A 22,895-nucleotide genomic window follows, 5' to 3' on the forward strand; every position below is an offset into this window, starting at 1 on the left:
TATGGGACTGTTTTTTTGTTTAATTAAGTAGGATCCCAATGCAAGATTCTGTTATTCAATTCAGTGATTTATCTCTGAATGATTCTATCCTTTCTGCTCTAGACGGAATGGGTTTCGTGTCACCAACTCCAATTCAGGCTGCGGCAATCCCACACCTATTGGAAGGTGCTGACGCGCTGGGTAAAGCTCAAACAGGTACAGGTAAAACAGCAGCGTTCTCTCTGCCTCTTCTCAACAAACTCGATCTAAACCAACGCAAACCGCAAGCGATTGTACTTGCTCCGACTCGTGAGCTGGCAATTCAGGTTGCAGCGGAAATGAAAAACCTTGGTAAAAATATCAAAGGTTTGAAAGTTCTAGAGATTTACGGTGGCGCATCTATTGTCGACCAAATGCGTGCTCTTAAAAGTGGCGCTCATGTAGTTGTCGGTACTCCAGGCCGTGTTCAAGATCTTATCAATCGCGAACGTCTACACCTAGACGAAGTTAGTACTTTCGTTCTTGATGAAGCAGACGAAATGCTAAACATGGGTTTCGTAGATGACGTAACTGCGATCATGGAGCACGCTCCAGAGTCAGCACAACGCGTTCTGTTTTCTGCAACTATGCCTCCAATGCTGAAGAAGATCGTTGAACGCTTCCTTCGTGACCCTGTAACGGTTGACGTTGCTGGTAAAAACCACACTGTAGACAAAGTTCAACAACAGTTCTGGGTAGTGAAAGGTGTAGAGAAAGATGAAGCGATGTCTCGTCTTCTTGAAACTGAAGAAACTGACGCGTCAATCGTATTCGTACGTACTCGTCAAGATACTGAGCGTCTGGCTGACTGGCTATCTGCACGTGGCTTCAAAGCAGCTGCACTGCACGGTGACATTCCTCAGTCTCTACGTGAACGTACTGTTGATCACATCAAACAAGGTGTTATTGACATCCTAGTTGCAACTGATGTTGTAGCTCGTGGTCTTGACGTTCCACGTATTACGCACGTATTTAACTACGACATCCCATTTGATGTTGAGTCATACATCCACCGTATCGGTCGTACTGGCCGTGCTGGACGTAAGGGTAAAGCGATCCTTCTAGTTCGCACTAACCAAATTCGTATGCTTCGCACTATCGAGCGTGTAACTAAGTCATCTATGGAAGAAATCCAACTTCCTCTACGTGACCAAGTTGCTGAAGCTCGTCTAGCTAAGCTAGGCGCTGAGCTTGAAGCAGAGAAAGAGCACAAAGCACTAGACAAATTTGCTGAGCTGGTAGAGAAACTACAAACTTCTCTAGACATCGACCCAGCAACACTTGCTGCTATGCTTCTTAAGCGTCAGCAAGGCAAACGTCCTCTGTTCTACATTGGCGAAGACCCAATGGTTGAAGCAATTGAGCGTGACAAGCAACGTCGTAAAGAGCGCCGTGAAGGTGGTCGCGACGGCGGTCGTAACTTCAACAACCAAGACTGGGATACTTACCAGCTTCAAGTTGGTCGTGAGCAAGGCGTTCAAGTTAAAGACATCGTTGGCGCTCTAGCAAACGAACTAGGTCTAGGTAAAGGTTCTATCGGTGCGATCAAGCTAGCTCAAGGTCACACATTCGTACAGCTACCTAAAGCAATGACTTCAGACGCGGCGAACAAGCTAAGCAAACTACGTATCCGTCAACAAGATGTTGGTGCTGTAGTATGTGATTTCGATGATTTCCGCGAGTCTCGTGGTGGTCGCCGTGACGGTGGTCGTCGCGATGGTGGTCGTCGTGATGGCGGTGGTTACCGTGGCAACCGCGAAGGCGGCAATCGTGGTGGTGATCGTCGTGAAGGCGGTCGTCGCGAAGGTGGTTTCCGTGGTAACCGTGACGGCAACCGCGATGGTAATCGTGAAGGTGGCGAACGTCGTTTCGATCGCAACCGTGGTGGTGATCACCGTGGTGCACATCGTGGTGAACGTGGTCACGGTCGTGGCCGTCGTACAGACGCATAATCACGAGTGATTAAAGCGACGGTTTAAGTTGCTACAAAAAGAATTGAAAGCCGAGCAAAGCGCTCGGCTTTTTTATGCGCGTCTAATACGGTTTTGCTTTTCATCGTGTTTGTTTACCCAACTTATTACTTCGTCTAAGGGCAGGGCAGAACAAGTAACCCTGAATGATGTCACAGCCTCGACTTCTCAAAAAATGCAGTGTGTCCATGTCTTGAACGCCTTCTGCTACGACCGAATACCCTAATCCATGTGCTAGCGCAATCGTGTTCTCAACGATAGAGCGGGAGCCTTCAGTGCGGCTTGCTGTGAAAAGAAATTAACCAGCTTACCTTGAAACGTATTATCAATCTTTCGACGTTTTTGAGGTTATCTCATAATTTGAATCAGTCATTGGCCTTCAGGTTGTGTCATGTCTTCGATAGACTCAAAGTAGTATTTACGATAAGGGAGCCCAGTAAGAGCGTCATGGACGGCATTGCGCTTCTCTCTTTCAGCAACAGTATGAAGCTTTAATATCGAATCGTTGCTCCACTTAATCACCAGCACGACAAAGATACTGCCGCCAAAAAGTATAAGAGAAACCCCCGTTTCTAAGAGAGAAGTAATAGGTTTTTGCATGATAGCGTGCAAAAAAACGGCATAAGCAAAAATGAAACAGCTGATTAACAATAATAGGAAAGTCCACCCGGTTACGTCAGTTTTCGAGCAGATGTTTTTTGTCATCTGCCATCCCCAGCAGAGCAAAATCAAACCTAAGATCACTAATAGAAATGCAATAGTGGGCACATTATTACCCCGATTTATTGATTGGTTTGTTATTTTTGTTCACCCAATAAACAACGTAGCTTATATATCTGACTTTGTACAAATTGACCTATTCATAAATTATGTTTAACAAGTGATATTTTTTAGTCTTCAAATAAAATCAAAACTTGCTACAGATCAACAAAATTTGTTCAATCAAATCGCTTTTACTAAAAGATTGTTGAAAGATTAAAAAATTATTGAATAATAGAGGGGCAAACAAGAAGTACGCAGCGCACAAGCGCTATTACAACCTCTGCTCTACAACAGGATAACTATTTCATGTCTAATTCGTTTGTACTGGTGATCAACTCTGGTAGCTCTTCATTAAAATTTGCTGTTATTGATTCTGAAACCGGTGAAGCTTTGGTATCAGGTATTGGTGAGTGTTTTGGCCTACCTGAAGCTGAAATCAGTTGGAAATATCAGGGAGAAAAAACCGTTGAAGCAATTCCAGCTGGCGGTAACCATCATCAGTACGCTGTTGAGCGAGTGGTAAAACTACTCGAAACTCTAGGTTTGAGCTCAAAATTTGTCGCTGTAGGCCATCGCATTGTCGCAGGCGGTGAAACCTTTAAAGGAACTGTGAAAGTTGATGAAACAGTTATTCAAGAAGTAGAGCGCCTTGCTGAACTTGCACCACTTCATAACAAAGCGAACGCTGAAGGCATGAGAGCGGCAATGGCGGCGTTCCCTTCACTGCCTCAATTTGCTGTATTTGACACTGCTTTCCACCAAACAATGCCAGCCAAAGCCTTTATGTACGCACTTCCTTACGAGCTTTACGAAGAGCATAAAGTGCGTCGTTACGGTGCTCACGGTACAAGCCACTACTACGTAAGCCGTGAAGCAGCGAAAATGCTAGATAAGCCGGTTGAAGAAAGCAGCTTTATCACTGTGCACTTAGGTAACGGTGCATCAGTGAGTGCGGTTAAAAATGGCGAATGTGTTGATACAAGTATGGGTTTGACGCCGTTAGCTGGCCTAATGATGGGCACTCGCTGTGGTGACCTCGACCCAAGTGTTATCGAGTTCCTTTTCCGTAAAGGCTGGGAAAAAGACGAAGTGTTCGAGATGATGAACAAGAAGTCAGGTTTCTTAGGTGTATCTGGTGTGACAAGTGATGCTCGTGGCGTACTAGAAGCAATGGAAGCGGGGAATTCACGTGCGAAGTTGGCATTTGAGATCTTCACTTACCGCGTTGCGAAATACATTACATCCTACCTCGCGGCTCTGGATTCATTAGACGGCATCATCTTCACTGGTGGTATTGGTGAAAACTCACTACCAATTCGTCGTGAAATCTTGAAAAACCTAAAACTGTTAGGTTTTGTTGAAGATGAGAAAGGTAACGAAGATGCAAGATTTGGTAACGCAGGTGTTATTGCAGCATCTGAGTTGTTAGGTGCCAAAGCTCTTGTTATTCCTACTAACGAGGAATTTGTGATAGCTAAACAATCGGTTGAGCTATTGTAATATATAACGAAAACAGAAAGTTAAAAGCGAGCCTCGTGCTCGCTTTTTTATTTAAAGCAATTTGGTAATTACTCTTTGAGTTTCAGAGCTTCGCGCTTTTCGATTAAAAAATCCATCAAGACGCGGATTTTTTTCGGCATATGCTCTCGTGAAGGCATATATAAATAAAACCCTGGAAACTCTTTGCACCAAGGTGTCAGAACTCGGGTCAATCTTCCCTCATCTATGTGCTTTTCCACCCATAAATCAATATGCTTCACTAAACCCACACCCTGTATTGCAGCTTGTAACATACTATAGTCATCATTAAAAATAGCATTACCTTTAGGCTCGAAAACGAGGGTGCGCTTTGCAACATCTGGAGAGGTTAGCGACCAATGATCAATTGTTCCGCTAGAGGTAAAACGATAAGCAAGGCAATTGTGATCTTCTAAATCCTCAGGAGTTTGAGGTAGTCCATTTTGCCTAAAGTATTCAGGAGAGCTCACTATTGCCGTTGTTAACGGCGGAGTAATAGGGATCGCAACCATATGTTCATCTAAGCTTAATCCTAAGCGAATGCCAGCGTCAACGCCTTCTGCGACGATGTTAGAAAACCCATCATCCATGATTAGCTCTAGGCGTATTTTAGGATAACGAGAGAGGAACTCACCTAGATAGGGCTCAATAAGCAGCCGAGCAGCGGTTCTTGATACACTGATACGGATTAATCCCGAAGGCTCAAGATGAGAGTCGTTCAATTCGTTAACGACCTGCTCAATGTTCACCAATGAAGGTTGCAAAATATCAAGCAGACGTTGGCCTTCTTCCGTCAGCGACATACTTCTGGTGGTTCGATTAATTAACCGAACTTGTAGCTGTTGTTCTAACGCTTTTAGGTGTTGTGATAAGGCAGCACGGGTTACCCCCATTTCTAAGGCTGCTTTAGTGAAACTGCGATGGCGAGCAATATGTGCAAACCACGTCAGTGATGAAATTAAAGAAGGTTCTATTCTCATTTGTTAAGTATAACTAAACAGTCATGTAGATAAAACGATATTTATCCGAAACAGTGTGTTGACTAATATTACATCGAAGCTTAGGTCAGCCTGAGATGAACAGTTAACCTCTAATGGAGAATGTCGCTATGTCTAAAGTCACTTTCAAAAATCTCAATGGTCAAGGTATTGAGATTTCAGCGGTTATCAACTTCCCTACAGATTTTGATGCAAGTAAACAATATGCGGCGGTTGTTGTTTCACACCCAGGTGGTGGCGTAAAAGAGCAAACCGCAGGCCTATATGCGAGTAAACTTGCAAAAAGCGGCATAATTGCCATTGCGTTTGACCGTTCGTATCAAGGTGAAAGTACAGGTGAGCCTCGCCAAATGGAAAACCCTTACACGAGTACTGAAGACGTGAGCGCAGTCGTCGACTATCTGACAACGTTAGAGTACGTCGATAACGATAAAATTGGCGCAATGGGGATTTGTGCTGGTGCGGGCTATAGTGCAAATGCAGCGATCAATGATCGTCGAATCAAAGCACTGGGTATGGTTAGTGCCGTAAACATTGGCCAAATGTTCCGTAATGGTTGGGATAATTCGGTTAACGATGCTGACGCTGTTGGTTACTTAGAATTTGGTTCGAATGCTCGCACAACCGACACGAATGGTACAGAATTCGCGACTATTCCTCTAGCTCCGATGCGTGAAGAAGATGCCTCAAATGCAGAACTACGCGAAGCTTGGGAGTATTACCACACACCACGTTGTGAACATCCAAATGCGCCGGGTTTTGCTCTAACTCGTAACTTAAATCAGATCATTACTTACGATTCGTACCACAAAGCGGAAGCATTCCTAACTCAGCCAATTCTTGCTGTCGTTGGTAGTGACGCAGGCAGCAAATGGATGAGTGATGACCTGATAGAACGTGCTGCGAGTTCAGATAAAACCTTGTATGCCATTGATGGTGCAAACCATATGTCGCTTTATGATGTTGCCGAATACGTCGATGACGCAGTATCCCAACTCGCATCTTTCTTCCAACGCACTCTTTAATATTCCCGATGAAAGGCTCAATTGCTTCGAGCCTTTCTGCTCTCAAGGCTTTTTACTCTTAAGGTATTGATTATGAATATGCAAAAAATCACTTTTAGAAATGCTGATATGTCTTGGGATATGTCTGCATTAATTTTATTCCCAGAAGGCTTCAATGAATCGAAACGCTACCCAACAATGATAAGTGTTCATCCTTTTGGTAGTTGTAAAGAACAAACATCCAGCGCTGTCTATGGTAAAGCCCTTGCTGAGTTAGGTTACGTCGTGATCGCATTTGACGCGAGCTTCCAAGGAGAATCGGGAGGATTGCCTCGCTACGTAGAAGACCCAAGTCAACGTGTTGAAGATATCAGTCGCGTTATCGACTATGCAGTAACTTTACCATATGTCGATGAGAATAGAATTGGTGGACTCGGTATCTGCGGCGGTGGTGGTTACATGATCAATTCAGCCCTAACCGAAAAGCGCTTGAAAGCTGTCGTAGGTATTACGCCTGTTAACTTAGGCCGCTTGTTCCGTGAAGGCTTTAGTATGTACGACCCTATCGCCAATCTTGAAGCTATGGCTGCACAGAGAACAGCCGAAGCTCGCGGCTCAGAGCTGAAAATCGATGAACTTCTTCCTCCAAATATTGAATTTGCAAAAGAAAATGGATTAACAGAACGAGACGTGTTCGAAGCTACTGAATACTACAAAACATCACGTGGACAAACCGAAGGTGGTGCAACTCGTATGCTGTTTTCACATGCACAGAAAACACTGAGCTGGGATGCCTTTGCATTTGCCGAAACGTTATTGACTCAGCCTGTTATGGCCGTGGTAGGGCAAAAAGTCGGGGCGTTTGGTGCTTATCGTGATGGGCAGGAAATTTATGGCCGCTCTGTTCAATCAAAAGACCGACAGCTGGTTAATTTGGAAAATTGGTCTCACTATGAACTGTATGACCATCCAGAAGCAGTCGGCATTGCAATGGACAAGGTTTCTGCATTCCTTGAAACACACTTAAAATAATCTAATAAGTTAGAAGCGTTTTGTAGAGTTGCAAAGCGCTTATTTTTAACAGCGTAAGATGTAGTTCGAAGCGAGTAGGTCGGTAAATCTTCGTGCGAATAACCTCATCTACAGGCTATTGACTAAATACCACTGCCAAATACTGTTTAAGACAATGTAGACTGAGACCTAATTAAAGGCGTTAGATAGGAAGGCAGTTTAATTCATGCGCAAATCAGATAAGAAGGTCGAGAATCTAATTAGAGAAGTGTTGACCGAAGTTTGTGAAGATACGCTAAAAGGCTACGATGGCTTTCTTTGGGTGACTCATACCGTCAAATTCTCTTCTTTTCCACAAAGTTTAGAAATAGTCTGTGTATTCGAAACGAAGCAAGATCGAGCTAACTTTTTTGAAGGAGAGGGCCGCCAGCATGTTTCCACAACTATTCAAAAGGCATTTAATAAGGTAGGAGTGCAACTAAAGAACGTCAGTAAGCAAATCAGTTACGATACAAAACAAAAGCATTAGCCGCGCAGCAATGGTCCGTAATAAAATGGTGCTTGGCTACCTTGCTATAAAAATGCAAAGGGCACTGGATGGGCAATGAAGCTTCGGCTCACTTAGATATACATCGGTGTAACTATGAGTTATGGAGTTATGGATTGTGAATACGGTTGGTTTTCTAATGTTGCCTTAAGAGGCAATGATTAGTCGTTTACAATGAGTAAAGTACGAACTTCTGCATGGTGGATATCCGCAGAAAATTATTGAAAAGAAAGGCTCTAGCTGGAGCGGTCTATCATTTTCTTTTGGTTACCTCGACTATGAATAGCTTAATTGCTGTGTTTCGCAAAATATATGGAGAATCTCCTGCGCGTTATTTTTCTAGATGCCGTGCAGAATAATGTGTTGACCGACTGAGGGAAAAATGAAAACCAAAATAATAATGTCGTTTCTACTCGCTACATTGTGTGTCAGTGTCAGTGCCAGCGCCAGTACGAATGAGCCGAAATACCATTCTGCGCTAACAATCAAAACGGGATTCAGTGAAGACAGAGATAAGCCAGTAGAAGTCTATTATTGGTATCCCACAACGAACGAAAAAAACAATTTCACGTTTGGTAGGGGGAACATTTTTAAATCAGTCGAAACGCAGTTAGATGCCCCTTTAGCAAGTGGAAAATTTCCCGTTGTGCTTTTGTCGCAGGGCGGAACACGGTCAGCGTTTTCCCACAGTGGTTGGATAGCCTCGAGCCTGGCGCAACAAGGTTATGTCGTTGTGGTACCAAAGCCTCCTGCACCGAACGAAATCAATGCAGAAATGGCTGTCGATGAAATCACATTCAGAACCAGTGATTTGGTGCTTGGGCTGAACGAATTAAGTTCGGTCGGGATACTGTCCGGAGGCGTAGATACTGATGCAGTGCAGGGGGTCGGCTTTTTTCTGGGCGGCACATCTATGCTGATGCTCTCCGGAGCGCAAATAAGCCCGGAGAAATATCGAACATCGTGTCACAACGCCACCAATGTAGACTGTCATTGGTTACGTGAAAATAACGTTGATATTACCAGCATCCCGGATCAAAAATTTCCCCGATTTCAGTCTGAAAACAAACTGAAATCGGTCGTCGTTATCAACCCTGAGCTAACGAAAACTTTTGTCCCTGAAACTCTGGCCTTGATGAACAATGCTATCACCGTGGTGGCGCTCTCTGATCGGCTATATCCCGCACTGACACCAGCCGAATCACTTGTTGCTCTTCCCAATGTAACATTTCAAGAGATCCCCAGTGCGAGTCAGTTTAGTGCGTTCGCAGAATGTACTGAGCGTGGCATTAAAATTCTCGCATCAGAAGGGGAGGAAGCACTTTGCCAGGAGCGTGACGAGGTTTCCAGAAAGGACAATCATCAGCACATTTTGGATGTAATTCTGGCCAGGTTAACAAAGTCATAAGAGTGCAACAATGAGGAGCTTTCTTACACATTGTGTGCTTGGACCAGCAAAGCGAGAAGTAAGTTTTTGCAGGCTTATCCTTTCACCATAGTGCAAGGCCTACTAGTGACCGTGTTATTTGCTCTAACTAAGTACTTGTACCAACATTTTGAAACTTAGAAGAACACACAAAATACCAACGATTTTCTTAAGAACTTTATTTGGGAAATACTCTGCACAACGCACGCCGAGGCTAGTAGTTAAGTAGCTACTAATGGAGAAGCTGAGCATTGCAGGAAGGTATATGTATCCTAAGACTAAGTTGTTCCAATCTGTATTTTCCCATCCGTTTAACATGTAACCGAGGCTTCCTGACAGCGCGATAGGGAAACCTATCGCAGCAGAGGTTCCAATAGCACGTTTTACTTCAAAATTTTGCTGGACAAGATAGGGGATGATCAACCCCGCACCGCTTATAGAGACAAGTGCTGATACAGAGCCAATGACCGAGCCTACAGTGATATTACCGATAGCCCCATGTGGGTTAGGGTTGTACTCATTTTCAGTGTTGAGAAACATCTTATAAGCAACATACAACATGAATACGCTGAAAAAGCCTGCCAGATAGACTCCTTGTAGATACGATGCTACGAATGTGGCGCAAAATGTTCCGACTAGAACTCCGCTCAACATTTTTACTACCATTGTCGAGTCTACATTCTCTTTTTTGTAGTGAGCGCGCATGCTGCCCAATGTTGTAACAATCATCGAAGCCATTGATGTCCCCAACGCAAGATGCACTACTTCCGTATCAGCTATTCCCTGTAGTGAAAATAGAAACGCAAAAATAGGGACGGCCATTCCACCACCACCCACACCAACGAGTCCTGCGAGAAAGCCAATGCCCAAGCCTGCCGTAATGTAATAGATAATAAAGATAGGTTCGTTCATGATGGTTCTGCCTTCGATAAAATGGTCGTTGCTAAAATGTTACTCGAACGCTAACTTGCTATGGTAACGTTAAGAGGACAGAAAATAATGAATAATGGCCAAAATGGAATTGAGTAAATAAAGTGACAAACTCTGATTACAGCGAATGGAAAAATGGCGCCGCACTGATCGTTAAGGAGTGGCAGCATGAAAGGAGCGACTTCAACCATTTGGATCAACGGCCACATAATTGGCACAGTCATCATCGAGGCCAGTTACTGTGTATAGATGAAGGGCTAATTCAGGTCAAAACCGATGAAGGAACGTGGATACTACCACCTCACCGAGCTGGTTGGATCCCCCCGGGTGCGATGCACAGTGTTTATTTTTGTGGTTCTCTGAAAGGTCGTTCATTACTGTTTACTCCAGAGAGTTGTGAGCGGTTTCCAATGAGACCTTGTGTTATCCAAATGAGCGATGTGTTGAAAGCCCTATCGGTTAGAGCATCGATATGGAGCAAAACAGACGATCTATCCATACAGTCTTTACGTATTCTTGCCGTAATATCCGATGAAATCGTCAATAGCCCTCATGAGTCACTCCACATCCCGCTGCCCAGAGATCCGAGACTGCAAAAAGTTACTCAAGCAATTTTAATAGACCCAAACAGCAAACATTCTGTGGAGCATTGGGCCAATATTGGGGCAGTCTCATCTCGGACGTTAAGACGATTGATTCGAAGTGAGTTAAACATGAGTTTTAATGAATGGCGGCAACAAGTACTGCTAATACATTCATTAGAAATGATAGCTCGAGGGGAATCTGTAGGAGCGGTTGCACATGCTTTGGGTTATTCGACGCCCAGCAACTTTATCGCGATGTTTCGTCGGGTCTATGGCGATTCACCTACGCGTTACTTTTCTAATCGCGGAATATAATTTCCGTGCTCGCATGCTCATGATGTTCCCCTAATTATTTTTAATCAAAAAAGGTAAATATTGAAAAGATTAATTGTTATGTTATAACATTGCTTTGTTTGGGGCTCTACAATTTGTTGTTTAAAGAATTGATCTCACAACCAGTAGTCTCCTATTGAGAGAGAGTAAACGTTGATTTCTTCACAAGCGTTGTCTGACTTGACTCTACATGGGGTGGGACTGTGTCAATATGTCCGTGAACTAGAGCGAAATCGTAACGATTACTAGGTCTCATAGCCCTAGAAAATCAACGTTATTAAAACCTTTACCTGACCTTTTTAACGCTTGGGAGGAAGATATATGAGCATTGATGTAGTTGAGAACCCGCTTCGTGTCCAAACAACATCATCGTTGGCGATATCGACATCAGCGAACATACTTAGCGACATCTACAAACCAGAGCACAATATTGCCATATGGCAGCGAACGCTCTCGAAAGAGTTGACGAAGGACATTAATCTGATGCTGGCACAGGAGCCTAGATTGGCACTGGTACAAAGTGTCACGCCAGATGATGCTGCACAATGGGTACGAAGCAAGTTAAAGGGCTATGCGTGTGCTGATGCGCTGAGTGAAGATGTTGCTTTAATCGTCGATATGTTCTGCTGTTTGTTTGAGGTTAAAGAAGCAGGTTTGAGGCTAACTCGCCTAGACAGCCCGATGTGCCCGAAATTTCACTTTGATCGTGTGCCTTGCAGACTTGTCATAACTTATACCGGCCGAGCGACCGAATGGTTAACCAACGATACCATTGATCGCACTAAACTCGGTGCCGGTAGTCTTGGTCAACCTGATCACCTATCGGGCTTATACGACTCTGAAAGTGCCATACGACGAATGCAGCCTGGCGATGTTGCCCTGCTCAAAGGAAGTGGTTGGGAAGGCAATGAAGCCACTGGACTTATACATCGCTCTCCACATGTTGCAGACAATGAACGTCGCTTACTACTCACATTGGATTTCATCTAGAGATATGAGAAAGCTCAAAACGGTAGATGACGTCATGAAGCAGGTAGAGAAAATCTGCCTGCTGCGAGGTAAACAACTCACTACTAAACGGAAATTGATACTGACTTCACTGCTATATGCGGAGAAGCCGCTTTCTGCCTACGAACTAGTTGACTACTGCAATCACAACTTTTCTCAAAACATTCAAGCGATGTCGGTTTATCGAATACTCGATTTCCTTGAAGCAGAGCACTTTGTCCATAAGCTCAATACATCTAGTAAATACGTCGTTTGTTCTCAAATCGCGTGCGATCAGGAGCATGGCGTTCCACAGTTTTTGATTTGCTCTCAGTGTGGAAAGGTTAGTGAAATAGCGGTTGAAGCCAATGTTATTTCTAGCGTATGTGCGAAAGCCATACAAGAAGGCTTCACCGTTCTTAGCCCACAATTTGAGATTTCCTGTGTTTGCGATGAATGCGCAAACCGCCCCCTATGAGGCAGACACACGATCTCCCCTTATAGCTTCACAAGGTGACCGAGTATTGGCCACCTTTTCAAATTATCTAAAAGAATGAATTATGTCAGCAACATTGATTAAAAACGCTCGGGTGGTCAACGAAAGAGCCATTACCGAAACAGATTTACGTATTGTTGATCAAAGAATTGACAAGATTGCTACTAATATATCCGTACAACACGGAGATATTGTAATTGATGCTAAAGGGGCTTACTTACTGCCAGGCATGATTGACGATCAAGTGCATTTCCGAGAACCTGGGCTGACACATAAAGGCACAATTGCAAGTGAGTCGCGGGCAGCGGTGGCCGGCGGTATTACAAGCTACATGGAAATGCCCAATGTTAGTCCGGCTACAACGACTATTGACTCGTTAGAGCGCAAGTTCGCTCTCGCTAAAGAAAGCTCGTTTGCGAATTATTCTTTCTACCTCGGTGCAACCGAAGACAATCTTGAACAGATTAAACAACTTAACCCCAAACAACATTGTGGTGTGAAAGTATTTATGGGGGCATCAACAGGAAATTTGTTAGTCGAAGATCCGCAAGCGTTAGAGTCAATTTTTCGTGACTCTCCAGTACTCATTGTTACTCATTGTGAAAGTGGGACTGTTATTAAACAAAACCAGCAAAAGCAAAGGCTTAAGAAGCTAGGTTTCACTATCGAAGACCATCCCATTTTGCGTGACGAAGAGGCCTGTTACGCTTCATCTTCTTATGCGGTAGAACTTGCCAAAAAGTATCACAGCCAACTGCATGTGCTGCACATCACAACGGCGAAGGAGCTAGCACTTTTTGACGAGAGAGACATTCGAGACAAATCAATCACCGCGGAGGCTTGTGTTCACCATCTTTGGTTCAGCAACAAAGATTATGGCGCTCTTGGTAACTTGATCAAATGTAATCCTTCAATCAAGTTTCCTAGTGACCGCGATGCGTTGTTAAAAGCGTTAAATACGGGGCAAATAGATATCATTGCAACAGACCACGCTCCTCACACTTGGCAAGAAAAACAAGTGCCTTACGAGCAGGCTCCAGCCGGACTGCCGTTAGTTCAGCATGCGTTACTTACTCTCTTCGAGCATGTCCGTTTAGGTCATATGAGTTTGACTCAAGTAGTCGAAAAAACTGCGCACAACCCGGCCATTCGCTATGGCATTCAAGGCCGAGGTTTTATCCGTGAAGGTTACTACGCCGATTTGGTGTTGGTTGATGCTCATACCCCAACACGAGTTAGCAACGAAAACAGTTTATATCATTGTGGTTGGTCGCCTTTTGCTGGACATGAATTTTCAGCTCAAATTCAAAAGACTTGGGTCAATGGCGCGCTAGTTTATGACAATAACAAAGTCATCGATAAACCAGCTGGAGCGATGCGTTTATCCTTCAATCGTTAAGTCGCTGACCGTAAAAAAAGAGCCATAAACAAACTGGAAGCATTATGTTAAGAAGAAACCCAACGGGCCATATGCCACAGGTGTCCTCAACAGCCTTTATCGATCCAACCGCTATTATCTGTGGCAAAGTCATTATTGAGGATAACGTTTTTATTGGACCCTATGCTGTTATTCGAGCTGACGAAGTTAATAACCATGGAGACATGGAAGCTATCGTCATCAAACGTGACACCAATATCCAAGATGGTGTCGTAATTCACTCTAAGGCAGGGGCTGCGGTGACCATTGGTGAGCGCTCATCCATTGCTCATCGTTCGATTATTCATGGTCCTTGCCAGGTTTGTGATGATGTTTTCATTGGCTTCAACTCCGTCGTGTTCAATAGCGTCATCGGTGAGAGGTGTGTTATTCGTCATAACTGTGTCGTCGATGGCCTCGATTTACCCGCTTATTTCCATGTACCACCGATGACCAATATTGGTGTCGGTTTTGATTTAGAGAGTATCTCTAAAGTGCCGCCAGAATATTCAGCTTTTTCCGAATCCGTCGTTTCTGCCAACCATGAACTAGTCCAAGGCTACCGGAGAATTGCCAATGAACTTTAATAAGCCACTGATTTCGCGAGTGCCGACTAACATCATCACTGGCTTTCTCGGGGTGGGGAAAACATCGGCAATAATGCACTTATTGACCCATAAACCGAGTCATGAACGTTGGGCTGTATTGGTCAATGAATTTGGCGAAGTTGGTATTGATGGCAGCTTGTTACAAGGCCAAAAAAAACAACAAGACCAAGTGTTTATTCGAGAGGTCCCCGGGGGATGTATGTGCTGTGCAGCAGGTCTTCCGATGCAAATCGCCTTAAATCAATTATTGTCTGAAGCAAGGCCAGATCGATTGTTGATTGAACCTACAGGCCTTGGTCATCCTAAAGAAGTACTGCAAGTGCTATCGACCGAGTATTATCGTCAAATTCTCGCTTTGCAAAAAAACATTACTTTAGTCGATGCACGTAAACTATCGGATCCTAAGTACACTGAGCATGAAACGTTTAACCAGCAAATCACTATCGCAGATACAGTGGTAGGTAATAAGCGCGATCTCTATCAAGATGAAGATGAGCAAAAGCTGACGGCTTATATAGCAAAGCTCGGTCTGCGGGAAACAAAAGTGATTTTCGCTGAACATGGCGCTATCCCTTTTCATGAATGTGAGGGAGCGACTCGTATTGACGTGCAAAAAACGCCCTCTGTTCTTTATCGTGAAAGAGAGAAAAAGTCACTTGTTCCTGAGTTGCCTATGCCTGAGAGCGGCATTCTAAAAGCAACCAATCAGGGGGAAGGTTTCTACAGTATCGGTTGGCGTATATCCGCTGAAAACGTGTTCGATCATCAAAAGCTGAGATTATTGCTGCTCGACCTCAAGGTCGAACGAATGAAAGCGGTTTTTATCACGGGAAGCGGTATTTTTGGTTACAATCTAACATCAGATGGACTCACAGAGTTTGAACTAGACGAGTGTTCAGAAAGCCGCCTAGAACTGATCTCTTCCGGTCTAGATGACCAATTTGAAGATAGATTATTTCGATGTTTGGAGAAGGCATCATGATAGAAAAGAGAAAACTCTCCTTTTAACCATAATGTCTTACCTCCTTAAAATTCTAGTGGGGTTTCTTTTAAAGCTGCGCTTAGGGCACTTATGCTGCCGTATTAGGGTGGGGTTAGTACCCGTATTTTCTGCCTATGCGGTTCAGGCACAGTTTTATTCATGGGGTGAGGTATCCACGTTACACGTGGCCTAATTACTTGCTTTAAGTTACACGGAAGAAACACGTCTTTTTTTAGCGAGGGCCATTGCTATATTTGCGGTACTGTAGGCGCTCTCATTGATAAAGTGCGGGTAAATTTCCCCTTTGCCATTCCAATGGATATCATAACCAGCGAAAGTCGCTAATAAAGGTGCTCCTGGTTTGACCGCCTCAAAATCTCTGCCACAAATAGTAGGGTGTACTAGTGCTTGCCGCATACCCTCTTGATCAAGTGGAACCCTGATTTCTTCGGTGTAAAAAAACGCCTCATAATCGCTCAGTAAGCCTATTTGGTTGAGGTTGTGCTTTTCAACATAGTCCAATACTGCGGTAAGCATCTGTTTCATCAACTCCAACGTACTGTACTCTAGCGCACCATGTGCTTGCGCCCCGACCTCAATCATTATTCCATATTGCCCAGCAGTACAAAGGTAAGGTTGCTCTTGCCATTCTTTTCGCTCTTCGAAAAGGACATGTGCTGATGGCATTCGTTGTTTGACGTACGCGCCCAGTTTCCGATAAAACACATCGTTAGAAAGCAGAATCAACGTCGCTCCCATATTGCTTGTTGTATTGTGCAGGTCAACAATCAACAGTTTTTCTTGGTTTGCATATTTCTCGATAAATTGATGTGCAATCTTGCTTTCATGCAAATCAGGACAATGATTGCTATTCATTGCTGAGAACTCGCGATTTAAGTCTGTATTGATGTATCGGACGTTGTGTTTTGCTGCTTCGGAGTTTGCGATGATCGAGCAGGCTGAAAAGGTTGATCTATTGACAGAGTAACGTTTTTCTTTGATTAGTTTATGTAAATAAATACCAGAAAGTTCGTTTCCGTGTGTTCCTGCAACGATAAGTGCTGAATTGAATGTGTTCATTATTGAGCCTTCTCAAAGAGAATGGGTTGAATGACTGGTCTTCTCTTAGCCAATCCAGTGAACTGAATAAACGTTTACTAAACTGAGTAAAAACAATCCTAGATATGTTATAACATAACAATCGTTGTTATTGATACTTAGTTTCTCATGAGTCAGTTTAAATTTATTGCTTTAATCGTTGCTGTGTTTTGTTTTTCGGTCGCTTTGCTTCTACCTACAGAGGATGAGCCAAATCAAGATAGTCACAGCACTCAACTGAATCAAAGCAGTGATTCGTCACCACCTCCATCATCAAAGATAGTGGTTCCCTCAGATAGCAGTTTGACTCCGTTGCCTAAACCTAAACAAATACACTACATAGTTAAAGTGGGAGATACGCTCAGTGGTATCTTCGCTCAATTGGGTCTCCCTTACGGTATTTTGCAGCAAATTCTCTCAGTTGATCTTGATCACCTCCAGCTAGATATGATTAAGCCCGGAGAAGAGCTTGAATTAGTGATGGATGACATGGGGCAATTGAGTCGACTAATTTATCATATGAGCCTTGTAGAGAAGGCTATCTACACTAGAGAAAACGATGGCTCCTTCTCTTACGAATTTCAGGAAATTTCAGGGGAATGGCGTGAAACCTTATTTTCGGGAGAAATCAAAGGGAGTTTTTCAGTCTCGGCACATCGAGTAGGATTGGCATCAGGCCACGTCGCAAATATTACGCAGGTGATGAAAGATAAGATTGATTTTGCGCGATCTCTTAGAGCCGGTGACCGTTTCGATATATTAGTGAAACAGCAATATTTAGGTGAATACAAAACTGGCAATAGTGAGATTAAGGCTATTTCTTTTAACTTAGCGAAGGGCGAAGTCGCTGCATTTCTAGCCGAGGATGGACGGTTCTATGATAGAGCTGGTAACAGTTTGGAGCGAGCGTTTAACCGTTATCCTGTCGATAGGGCATACCGCCGAATCACCTCTGGGTTTAACCCTAAGCGTAAACACCCAGTGACGGGAAGAGTCACCCCGCATAACGGAACGGATTTCGCGACACCAATCGGTGCGCCAGTTTATTCTACTGGGGATGGAAAAGTAATTGCGGTCCGCAAGCACCCTTATGCCGGTAATTATTTAGTGATTGAACATAACAGTGTGTACAAAACTCGTTACCTACACTTGAATAAAATCTTGGTTAAAAAAGGTCAAGTTATAAAGCGTGGGCAAAAAATAGCCCTCTCTGGGAATACTGGTCGTTCAACCGGACCACATTTACATTTTGAAGTTTTAGTTCGTAATCGTCCGGTTGATGCAATGAAAGCCGACTTACCTATCGCGAAGTCGCTTCCTAACATCCAGAAACCTTCATTTTTGGCGCGAGTATCAGAGTTTGATTATCTAGTAGAAACGAAAAACTGAGTCCCGACAATTTGTTAGGGCTCAGTTATGCTATTTTGTGTTATGAGGTTGGAGCAATAGGTGAGTCTCAATATGTGTTCCTAGAAGAATAATGACTGCGATTTTTTCTTTTACGTGCGTCCACATCCGCAACATCGGACGCTTTGCAACAATCTCCGCCTTTGATCGGCCTACGTGAAAACATCACACCAATTGCGAGCATCGCAATACAACTTAGGAAAATAAGAACGGTAAGAACTAAAGTCATAACACCACCTCCTATAAATCGCTGTATTGTCATCTTTCTCCAATTTTATAAACAAAGCAATGGTCGTTTTGTAACCACTTATTATTTTTATCAATAGTCAGACCTTTGCTGGTGATGAAACGCGCTGAGAAACGAAGGCGAGTTCTGAAAAATCAGTCTCTGTGGTCTTTACCGATTCTTAAGCTTTGGGTCTAAGACAGCAATTGGATTCCTTCTATAACTCATCAAATTGTTATGTTATAACATGTGTTTATTCAGAGTTTGTAGGTCAAAGGTATGCCATCAATTCCAGTCACTATTTTGCATGGGTTTCTCGGGTCAGGGAAAACCACTTTTTTACGCAACATTCTTCAACAAGCCTATTCTTCTGGTATTGATCTTTCCGTTATTGTGAATGACATGAGTGAGTTAGACGTTGATGGCGTGCTTATCTTAAATACCGATGCGGTGAGTGAAGAGCAGGGCAACTTTGTCACGATCAGTGGAGACAGCATCAGCAGCCCGAGTGGTGTAAGGCAGCTCGATAAAGCCCTTAAAAAGCTCTGCGCAGAAAAATGGCCAGAATGGATTGTGATTGAAACGTCGGGCAGTAGTCATCCTTTGCCTTTGGTTGAGTATTTTAAAAACAACGCACCATTCGCTCTCAAAGACGTGATTACGTTGGTGGATGCGACTTGGTTGCGAGATGACTATCGACAAGGCTCTGCCTTAATTCCGAAGTGGCAAGAGAACGTAAAGCAGGGTGTTCGCGGCGTTGAAAACTTGTTGGTAGAGCAAATTATGTTCTCAAACCGTGTCATGCTCACCAAGACGGACAAAGTGGATGACAATACCGTTCGCAACATCGCGCAGGGGATTCATCCGCTTAATGTTTACACCGAGATAATCAAAACGTCATGGGGAAACTTGGATATCCGCATGTTGAAAGGTGAGCAAGACTACAATTTCTTCCTTGTTGAGCAGTTAATCGCAGAACTTCGTGAGACGGTGAATGAGCCGTTGAATCTCTCTGATAAAGACGAACAAAGCCTTGTCGCCAAAGTGATCAAAGATGATCGACCTTTTCATCCTGCGCGTTTGTGGAGTACCTGCCACCAGTATTTAACTAAAGGTGTGTTCCGCAGTAAGGGGTTCTTTTGGTTTCCAACTCGAGACGATGTTTCACTGCTTTGGAGCCAAGCAAGCGGCAATGTGGGGCTTGAAATTACAGGCTTTTGGCGCGCTTCGGTAATCAATGACGAATCGCAAAACTTCACTGAGGAACATCGTCAAATCCTGCAAGATAAGATAGACAGTGTTGAAAGCCGCTTTGGTGATCGTCGTTGTCGCTTAACGGTGATTGGGCAAGAAAACGAAGTCGATGTGTTTATTGATGCGCTGGAAAACTGCTTTTTAACGGATGCGGAATTGGAGCAATGGCAACAGGGGGCAACATTTGAAGATCCTTGGCCAAAGAAAATAGCTAAGTTGAGCCAGAAGAAGACAGTTTGAATGTACTGGTGAGGATTCCCTTGGTGCATGTTTGAATCTCGGCTTGTACCAAGAACGGACTTACTGAATTGGCTCGGTATACCAAAATTGGCTCTGTGTAACGAAAAAGCCTCCCGAATGGTGGGAGGCTTTTTTGAATCTCAGTCGTTTACTGTTCCCATTCAGGGAAAGGGTCTTCCAGAGATAACCAATAGTCGAGCCCTTGCTCCATCTCATCTTCTGTTAACAAGCATTCGTTTAGACGAGCAATCAATTTCTCTTGCTCTAATCCCTGACCAATGAACACCAATTCTTGTCGCATATCGCCATAAGGTTCTTGCCAAATGTCGTTTATAGCATCTAAGTAATCTTGAGCCGTCGGCCATTCCTCTTTCGGAATTGCTTTCCAAAACATACCCGCAACACCATAACGTGCGATGCCTCCCGCTTGGCTCCATTGACCGACAAACTCTGGTCTGGTTGCTAGCCAAAAGTAACCTTTGGAACGAATCAGTTTGCCGTAATCTTTCGCATTGTGGAGGAAGTCGTAAAACTTCTCTGGATGGAAAGGGCGTCTCGCATGATAGGCAAAGCTGGAAATGCCGTATTCTTCGGTTTCAGGTATGTGCTCGCCTCGCATTTCTTTCAACCAACCTGGGGCTTGTTGCGCCTTTTCAAAACTGAAACTTTGTGTGTCGAGTACGGCATCAAGTTCTACTTCACCATTCGAGATAGGAAGAATAGTGGCCGATGTGTTTAGGGTTTTAAGAATCGCAAGAAGCCTTTCGATTTCTGATTTCTCAGCGAGGTCGGTTTTACTTATCAGGATCACGTCAGCGAACTCGACTTGATCGACGAGTAAGTCGGCGACGCTGCGTTCATCGTCTTCACCTAAGGATTCGGCTGTCTCTGTTAAGAACTTAGCTTCATCGTAATCACGCAGAAAGTTAATCGCATCAACCACCGTAACCATGGTGTCTAAACGTGCAACGTCTGAAAGTGATAGCCCGTTTTCATCAGCAAACGTAAAAGTCTCTGCAACGGGAAGTGGCTCGGCGATGCCAGTGGACTCGATAACTAAGTAATCGAATCTGCCTTCTTGCGCGAGTTTAGTGACTTCTTCAAGTAGATCTTCACGCAGGGTACAACAGATGCAGCCGTTACTCATTTCAACCAACTTTTCTTCACTGTGGTTGAGAGAAACTTCATTCTGAACAGTTGCCGCATCGATGTTGACTTCGCTCATGTCGTTGACGATGACCGCGACTTTTCTGCCTTGTCTATTGTTAAGAATATGACTTAAAACGGTTGTTTTTCCTGCGCCTAGAAAGCCGGATAAAACCGTAACAGGGAGTTTCTGGGTGTTCATGCTCATGCTCTTTATAGTGTAATGTTATAATGTAACAATTAATATAGTCGGTGATCTTAACTCTGGCATCAAGCAGTTTGTTACTGTGTCGAGTACTGCACCTTATTGGCGGCTTTATTTGTCGTTTAGTTGCACAGGTTCAGATGTCCGGAATTTAGAGATCGAACTCTTATCTCGGTGTGGAGGTTCTATGAACGAAGAGAAAAAGCATGTCATGACAGAAGAAGAAATTCTTGCAGCGCCCGAGGCGGATTATATGAATGAAGCTCAGCTCGCGTTTTTTGAAAACCGATTATTTGAGCTTTATGAATTGACGTTAGCGCATATTGAACGCGCGAAAGAAGAGATGATTGCGCCAATGGAATTCAGTGACGAAAGCGATAGGGCGTCCAGTGAGGAGCAATCTGCAATCGCATTAAGAATCATAGATAGAGAGCAAAAGCTGTTACCTAAGATTCAACGATCGTTGGCTCGCTTGCGCGCAGGGGAGTATGGCTATTGTTTAGAGTCCGGAGAACCTATCGGCATTCCAAGGTTATTGGCACGACCTACTGCTGAATATAGTGCAGAAGTAAAAGCTCAAATGGAGTCAAAAGAGCACTGGTATAAACACTAAAGCCTCACTATCTTATGACGTCGATATTCTTCTCGTTCACTTGTTTTTTTTGATGTTCTCTGAGAAGTCTAAAGCGATGGCGACTACCGTTAGGTATGGTAGTCATTACCTTTGAGATATTAATAGTTATCGATAGGATAGAAGTAAGTTCTGTATTGTAAATAACGCACCATTTTTGTTTTTCTGAATGAGCTCTCGCTATGTTAGCGTCAAACATTTTCTCTGCTACTTCAAGCTGATCTTCTATCCTTAAAGCTAAATTGGTACTGGAGAAAGTAGCATGATTGACTTTGTGGCAACTTTTATCTTTTTCTTTGCTGTCATCGATCCCATAGGTACTGTGCCCGTTTTTATCGCAGCCACAAAAAGCTATGAAGAAGTGGCAAAGCGTAAGGTCGCTCTGTTTGCGACTCTATTCTCCGTTGCTATCCTACTGTTTTTTGTTGTTGCTGGTGAAATCATACTTACAGCAATGCGTATTCCCTTGTCTGCGTTTCAAATCTCGGGCGGTATCGTATTGTTCTTGTTTGCTTTGACTATGATATTTGGTGAGAGTAAACCAGCAGAAGAAATCAGAACGCTCAATAGTCATCATGATACAGCAGTTTTTCCTCTAGCCATTCCATCAATTGCTAGCCCTGGCGCAATATTAGCCGCCGTTTTACTCACAGAGAACGTGCGGTTTAATATTTGGGAGCAAGTCCAGACCGTGGCTATGATGCTGCTGGTACTATTGGTTGTTTATATCTTGCTATTAATGGCCAGCGGTATACACAGGATTATTGGGAATACAGGAGCTAGTGCTGTAAGTCGGATCATGGGGTTGATATTAGCCGCTGTGGCCACGACCAACACTCTGAATGGGATTGAAAGTTACTTTGACCTTTAAGGCTGTTTCGCAAACTGAGCTGAAGGTATACGTTAAGAGCTAATTTTAAGGCGAGATGACCGACCACCTGACAATCACTTTTCTGGCTGTTACTTCTAGCCGGATGTAATCCTTCAGGCTATTCGTGACGACCTTGTTTAAGAGGATCACGGAAAAGTTGAAATTAAAATGCATAGATGTTGAGGGTATAAATCAGATGGGGAACTGGAGCAACACTTGCCCCATT

Annotated in this window: 21 protein-coding genes and 1 pseudogene; 16 read left to right on the forward strand and 6 right to left on the reverse strand. The window is 43.8% G+C overall.

Going from position 1 to position 22,895, the window contains the following annotated elements:
- Window positions 1-38: 38 nt before the first annotated feature.
- Window positions 39-1,970: a DEAD/DEAH box helicase gene (locus R7O12_RS01820; protein ID WP_005375680.1), complete on the forward strand. Its 1,932-nt coding sequence runs from the start codon at window positions 39-41 to the stop codon at window positions 1,968-1,970.
- Window positions 1,971-2,042: 72 nt separating this feature from the next.
- Here R7O12_RS01820 and R7O12_RS27275 read toward each other — a convergent pair.
- Window positions 2,043-2,286: pseudogene (locus tag R7O12_RS27275) on the reverse strand (EAL domain-containing protein); the annotation flags it as partial.
- Between the two features lie 71 nt (window positions 2,287-2,357).
- A complete protein-coding gene (locus tag R7O12_RS27280; protein ID WP_224721257.1) occupies window positions 2,358-2,588 on the reverse strand; it encodes a hypothetical protein in 231 nt (76 codons plus the stop codon).
- Between the two features lie 468 nt (window positions 2,589-3,056).
- On the opposite strand from R7O12_RS27280, the gene R7O12_RS01830 reads away from it, so the two are divergent.
- Window positions 3,057-4,250: an acetate/propionate family kinase gene (locus R7O12_RS01830; protein ID WP_053350660.1), complete on the forward strand. Its 1,194-nt coding sequence runs from the start codon at window positions 3,057-3,059 to the stop codon at window positions 4,248-4,250.
- 68 nt (window positions 4,251-4,318) lie between these two features.
- On the opposite strand, the gene R7O12_RS01835 is transcribed toward R7O12_RS01830, so the two are convergent.
- Window positions 4,319-5,248, reverse strand: coding sequence for a LysR family transcriptional regulator (locus tag R7O12_RS01835; protein ID WP_062730945.1), 930 nt, complete (start codon window positions 5,246-5,248; stop codon window positions 4,319-4,321).
- A 128-nt stretch (window positions 5,249-5,376) separates the two neighbouring features.
- On the opposite strand from R7O12_RS01835, the gene R7O12_RS01840 reads away from it, so the two are divergent.
- The 4 genes from R7O12_RS01840 to R7O12_RS01855 all read left to right on the forward strand — a co-directional run bounded on the left by R7O12_RS01840 (window position 5,377) and on the right by R7O12_RS01855 (window position 9,236).
- A complete protein-coding gene (locus R7O12_RS01840) occupies window positions 5,377-6,291 on the forward strand; it encodes an alpha/beta hydrolase (RefSeq protein ID WP_054574368.1) in 915 nt (304 codons plus the stop codon).
- Between the two features lie 72 nt (window positions 6,292-6,363).
- The gene (locus R7O12_RS01845) at window positions 6,364-7,302 is read left to right on the forward strand and encodes an alpha/beta hydrolase (RefSeq protein WP_017635745.1); all 939 of its coding nucleotides are present in this window, start codon (window positions 6,364-6,366) and stop codon (window positions 7,300-7,302) included.
- A 205-nt stretch (window positions 7,303-7,507) separates the two neighbouring features.
- Window positions 7,508-7,810: a hypothetical protein gene (locus R7O12_RS01850; protein ID WP_005375707.1), complete on the forward strand. Its 303-nt coding sequence runs from the start codon at window positions 7,508-7,510 to the stop codon at window positions 7,808-7,810.
- 400 nt (window positions 7,811-8,210) lie between these two features.
- Window positions 8,211-9,236 (forward strand): hypothetical protein, encoded by a 1,026-nt coding sequence (locus tag R7O12_RS01855; RefSeq protein WP_318125576.1) that lies wholly within the window; start codon window positions 8,211-8,213, stop codon window positions 9,234-9,236.
- Window positions 9,237-9,359: 123 nt separating this feature from the next.
- On the opposite strand, the gene R7O12_RS01860 is transcribed toward R7O12_RS01855, so the two are convergent.
- Complete coding sequence (locus R7O12_RS01860) at window positions 9,360-10,166, reverse strand: sulfite exporter TauE/SafE family protein (protein WP_062730947.1); 807 nt, start codon at window positions 10,164-10,166, stop codon at window positions 9,360-9,362.
- Between the two features lie 122 nt (window positions 10,167-10,288).
- On the opposite strand from R7O12_RS01860, the gene R7O12_RS01865 reads away from it, so the two are divergent.
- From R7O12_RS01865 to R7O12_RS01890, 6 genes are all read left to right on the forward strand, one after another.
- Window positions 10,289-11,083 (forward strand): AraC family transcriptional regulator, encoded by a 795-nt coding sequence (locus tag R7O12_RS01865; protein WP_005375710.1) that lies wholly within the window; start codon window positions 10,289-10,291, stop codon window positions 11,081-11,083.
- A gap of 339 nt (window positions 11,084-11,422) precedes the next feature.
- On the forward strand, window positions 11,423-12,091 hold the full coding sequence (locus R7O12_RS01870) for a DUF1826 domain-containing protein (RefSeq protein ID WP_005375711.1): 669 nt from the start codon (window positions 11,423-11,425) through the stop codon (window positions 12,089-12,091).
- Between the two features lie 4 nt (window positions 12,092-12,095).
- Window positions 12,096-12,566: a Fur family transcriptional regulator gene (locus R7O12_RS01875; RefSeq protein WP_017821073.1), complete on the forward strand. Its 471-nt coding sequence runs from the start codon at window positions 12,096-12,098 to the stop codon at window positions 12,564-12,566.
- Window positions 12,567-12,648: 82 nt separating this feature from the next.
- Window positions 12,649-13,983 (forward strand): dihydroorotase, encoded by a 1,335-nt coding sequence (locus R7O12_RS01880; protein WP_269333956.1) that lies wholly within the window; start codon window positions 12,649-12,651, stop codon window positions 13,981-13,983.
- A 44-nt stretch (window positions 13,984-14,027) separates the two neighbouring features.
- Complete coding sequence (locus tag R7O12_RS01885) at window positions 14,028-14,588, forward strand: carbonate dehydratase (RefSeq protein WP_017821071.1); 561 nt, start codon at window positions 14,028-14,030, stop codon at window positions 14,586-14,588.
- The gene (locus R7O12_RS01890) at window positions 14,578-15,591 is read left to right on the forward strand and encodes a CobW family GTP-binding protein (RefSeq protein WP_021707804.1); all 1,014 of its coding nucleotides are present in this window, start codon (window positions 14,578-14,580) and stop codon (window positions 15,589-15,591) included. The genes R7O12_RS01885 and R7O12_RS01890 overlap by 11 nt, the downstream gene beginning before the upstream one ends.
- Window positions 15,592-15,798: 207 nt before the next feature.
- Here R7O12_RS01890 and R7O12_RS01895 read toward each other — a convergent pair whose 3' ends face one another.
- Entirely contained in the window at window positions 15,799-16,671 is an 873-nt protein-coding gene (locus tag R7O12_RS01895) for an aspartoacylase (protein WP_132936372.1), read from the reverse strand.
- A 147-nt stretch (window positions 16,672-16,818) separates the two neighbouring features.
- Between R7O12_RS01895 and R7O12_RS01900 the strand changes: the two genes are divergently transcribed.
- Window positions 16,819-18,078 carry a peptidoglycan DD-metalloendopeptidase family protein gene (locus R7O12_RS01900; protein ID WP_005375721.1) on the forward strand — a complete coding sequence of 420 codons (1,260 nt, stop codon included), beginning with the start codon at window positions 16,819-16,821 and terminating at the stop codon, window positions 18,076-18,078.
- A gap of 523 nt (window positions 18,079-18,601) precedes the next feature.
- Window positions 18,602-19,816, forward strand: coding sequence for a CobW family GTP-binding protein (locus R7O12_RS01905; protein WP_132936373.1), 1,215 nt, complete (start codon window positions 18,602-18,604; stop codon window positions 19,814-19,816).
- Between the two features lie 148 nt (window positions 19,817-19,964).
- On the opposite strand, the gene zigA is transcribed toward R7O12_RS01905, so the two are convergent.
- Window positions 19,965-21,164, reverse strand: a complete 1,200-nt coding sequence (gene zigA / locus R7O12_RS01910; protein WP_017821067.1) for a zinc metallochaperone GTPase ZigA — start codon at window positions 21,162-21,164, stop codon at window positions 19,965-19,967.
- A 190-nt stretch (window positions 21,165-21,354) separates the two neighbouring features.
- Here zigA and R7O12_RS01915 point away from each other — a divergent pair, with 190 nt between their 5' ends.
- Window positions 21,355-21,780 (forward strand): TraR/DksA C4-type zinc finger protein, encoded by a 426-nt coding sequence (locus R7O12_RS01915; protein WP_064354628.1) that lies wholly within the window; start codon window positions 21,355-21,357, stop codon window positions 21,778-21,780.
- 280 nt (window positions 21,781-22,060) lie between these two features.
- A complete protein-coding gene (locus R7O12_RS01920) occupies window positions 22,061-22,669 on the forward strand; it encodes a MarC family protein (protein ID WP_132936374.1) in 609 nt (202 codons plus the stop codon).
- Window positions 22,670-22,895: the final 226 nt, after the last annotated feature.

This window comes from Vibrio sp. Vb1574 (assembly GCF_033338675.1).